Source organism: Herbaspirillum sp. UBA812 (assembly GCF_002296545.1).
GTDB classification, from domain to species: Bacteria; Pseudomonadota; Gammaproteobacteria; order Burkholderiales; family Burkholderiaceae_D; genus Herbaspirillum; species Herbaspirillum huttiense.
The window spans coordinates 1-3,374 of sequence record NZ_DBIC01000070.1; the positions used below are offsets into that span (position 1 = coordinate 1).

At 62.7% G+C, this 3,374-nt stretch carries 3 protein-coding genes and 2 pseudogenes; all 5 read left to right on the forward strand.

Annotated elements, in window-relative coordinates; genetic code table 11:
- Positions 1–197 (forward strand): annotated as a pseudogene (locus B3873_RS04475) (transporter); the annotation flags it as partial.
- Between the two features lie 412 nt (positions 198–609).
- Positions 610–1,464 carry an NAD-dependent epimerase/dehydratase family protein gene (locus tag B3873_RS04480; RefSeq protein ID WP_121041165.1) on the forward strand — a complete coding sequence of 285 codons (855 nt, stop codon included), beginning with the start codon at positions 610–612 and terminating at the stop codon, positions 1,462–1,464.
- Positions 1,465–1,711: 247 nt separating this feature from the next.
- Entirely contained in the window at positions 1,712–2,545 is an 834-nt protein-coding gene (locus tag B3873_RS04485; RefSeq protein WP_286864256.1) for an amino acid ABC transporter permease, read from the forward strand.
- Entirely contained in the window at positions 2,542–3,195 is a 654-nt protein-coding gene (locus B3873_RS04490; RefSeq protein WP_034331755.1) for an amino acid ABC transporter permease, read from the forward strand. Before B3873_RS04485 ends, B3873_RS04490 begins: the two co-directional genes overlap by 4 nt.
- Positions 3,179–3,374 (forward strand): annotated as a pseudogene (locus tag B3873_RS04495) (amino acid ABC transporter ATP-binding protein); the annotation flags it as partial. The gene B3873_RS04490 and the pseudogene B3873_RS04495, both read left to right, overlap by 17 nt.

Genomic DNA, 3,374 nt, shown 5'->3' on the forward strand with positions numbered 1-3,374 from the left:
CACGCTACAAGAATGGCATCGACAGCTATCTCACCACGCTGGTGGCGCAGCGTACGCTGTACTCCGCACAGCAGACCTTGATCTCGCTGCGACTGACCGAGCAGAGCAATCGCATTACGCTCTACAAGGTCCTGGGCGGCGGCTGGAATGAGGACACGGCGCAGCCTGTGGCAGCTGTGCAGCGCAGTCCGTCGTGATCGAGCTGACGGCCGTCAGCTCCCGATCCGCTGCTGCACCGGCGTGATGTCGGTCGTCAGCGGGTCATCATCATTGGCCGCCACGTCAGCATCCCTTTGGTCGGCGCTGAACTGCCCGCACCATTGTGGCTGTTGATGTGACTTGCGGTATTTTTATCGTGAAATGAATGTGTATTGGCGATATTTTGCTGCAAGTGCTTCCTGCGTGAAGCTTCATATCTGAACCCATCACTTGCCCTTTAATCTGGTTGACAAGCCGTACACCGGCGGGAATAATCCGCCAAGTGATACGACAACGTACAAGCTCTGCCGGCCCGATGAAGTAGCTGGCCTATCGGCGAAATCACCGCCTTTGAATGCAGCACCCGATCCGACAACAACAACGATGAGCAACCATCAGGAGACAGCCCGCATGAGCGCAGACACCGACCGTGATGCGTGGCAGACCGCCCGTTTTTCCCGACTCCTGCTGACCGGCGCGGCCGGTGGCGTGGGCCGGCAATTGCGTGGCCGCCTGGCATCCTTCGCCGAGCGTGTGCGGGTAGCGGATCTGGCTGCGGCCATGGAGGCCGCGGGTCCCGCCGCGGCGCATGAAGAAGTGCTGGGCTGCGACCTGGCCGACCGCGCTGCGGTCGATGCCATGGTGGCGGGCTGCGAGGCCATCATCCACCTCGGTGGCGTGTCGGTGGAGCGTCCCTTCGAAGAGATCCTGGAAGCCAACATCAAGGGCGTCTTCCACATCTACGAGGCCGCGCGCCGCCATGGCGTCAAGCGCGTCATCTTCGCCAGCTCCAACCACGTCACCGGTTTCTATGGCCAGGATGAGCGCATCGATGCGCACGACATGAAGCGTCCCGATGGCTACTACGGCTTGTCCAAGTCCTATGGCGAAGACATGGCGCAGTTCTACTTCGACCGCTATGGCGTGGAGACGGTGAGCATCCGCATCGGATCGATCTTCCCGGAAGCGACCAACCGCCGCATGCTGGCCAGCTGGATGAGCATGGACGATTTCGAGCAACTGCTGCGCCGTGCGCTGTTCATCCCTGGCGTGGGTCACACCATCGTCTACGGCATGTCGGCCAACGCCAAGACCTGGTGGGACAACCGCCACGCCGCGCACCTGGGCTATGCGCCCAAGGACAGTTCGGAAATCTTCCGCGCCAAGGTGGAAGCGCAACCGCAGCCGGCCGCCGATGATCCGGTTGCGACCCTGCAAGGTGGCGCCTTTACGGCTGCCGGACCCTTTGATCCGTTGGCGAACTAACTTAATTTATCCACAGCGTTCTCTCGTTTCATCGCGGCATTCCGTCGTAGTTCATCGCCGCAGTTCATTGCATTTTCCGCGCGCCACGCCATTCTTCAGCGCGCGGCATGGCAGCACCGCACGCAACAGCTTGACCTGAATCGCAGCAAGGCAGCACCCGGCACACCGGGCCGCTCGCACGCAGCAGGATCGCGCCCGCGCCGCACCGATGTCCGGTTCCCTGAAACCTTGACGGACCCGGCAGCCCATGAACTTCTCTCTCGACTTCACGCCACTGGCGCCCTACTGGCCCGTGTTCCTGCACGGTGCCTGGCTGACGCTGAAGATGACCACGCTGGCCGTCATCGTCGGCGTGGCCATCGGCATCTTCGTCGCCTTCGCCAAGAACAGTCCTAATCGCTTCGTGGCCCGCACCTGCAGCGGCTACATCGAGGTGGTGCGCAATACCCCGTTCCTGGTGCAGATCTTCCTGCTCTATTTCGGCCTGGCCAGTTTCGGCATCCGCATGCCGACCTTCGCGGCAGCGGTGCTGGCGATGATCATCAACATCGCCGCCTATGCCGCCGAGATCATTCGCGCCGGCATTGATTCGGTGCCGCGCGGACAGATCGAAGCCGCCGAATGCCTGGGCCTGTCGGTCTGGCGCATTCGCTGGCACGTGATGCTGCAGCCGGCCATCGAGCGCGTCTATCCGGCGCTGACCAGCCAGTTCCTGCTGATGATGCAGGCCTCGGCGATGGCCTCGCAGATATCGGCCGAGGAGCTGACGGCCATCGCCAATACCGTGCAGTCCGATACCTTCCGTTCACTGGAAACCTATCTCGTGGTGGCTGCCCTGTACCTGGTGCTGGCCGTGCTGGTCAAGCTGGTGGCTTATTCCATCGGTGAAACTATTTTCAAACGCCGCCGCACCTTGCGCCGCGCGGCTGCACAGGGCCGGCGCAGTCCGGTGTCGCGCCTGCCCGCCAGCGATCCGGCAGCGATGGCACCGCTGGCCCATGTGCCGTATGTACATGGCGCTTCGCGGCCGGTGGCGGTCAGCACCGCAGCCGCGCTGCGCATCGAAGGGAGCACATCATGATGGGCAACTTCAGCTGGACCTATTTCTTCTTCATGGTGCAGTCGATCGGCTGGACCCTGGTCTTGTCGGCGCTGGCGTTCGTACTGGGCGGCATCGGCGGATTCCTGGTGATGCTGGCGCGCATCTCGCCACGCGCCTGGCTGCGGCGTCCGGCCATCCTCTTCATCGAATGCGTGCAGGGCATTCCCTTGCTGATCCTGCTCTTCATCGTCTATTTCGGCTTGTCGGTGTACGGGCTGGTGCTGCCGGCACTGGTGGCAGCAGGGCTGGCGATGATGATCTACGCCAGCGCGTATCTGGGCGACATCTGGCGCGGTTGCGTGGAGGCCATGCCGCGCCCGCAGTGGGAAGCATCGGAGTGCCTGTCGCTGACACGCTGGCAGACGCTGCGCCTGGTCATCATCCCGCAGGCCACGCGGCTGTCGCTGCCGCCGACCATCGGCTTCCTGGTGCAGCTGATCAAGATGACGTCGCTGGCGTCGGTGATCGGCTTCGTCGAACTGACGCGGGCCGGGCAGATCATCAACAACTCCATCTTCCAGCCCTTCCTGGTGTTCCTGCTGGTGGGGTCGTTCTACTTCCTGCTCTGCTATCCCTTATCGCGCTGGAGCGCATCCATGGAGAGAAAGCTCAATGTCAGCCATCGCTAAACCCGAATCCGCACCGCATCTGCGCGCCGTGGCGGCGTCCCAGGAACCGCAGCCGGTCATCGTCCGGCTGGACCAGGTCTACAAGAGTTTCGGTGACAACCAGGTCCTGAAAGGCGTGTCCTTTGAAGTCGCGCGCGGCGAGATGATCGCCATCATCGGCGCCTCCGGCTCCGGCAAGT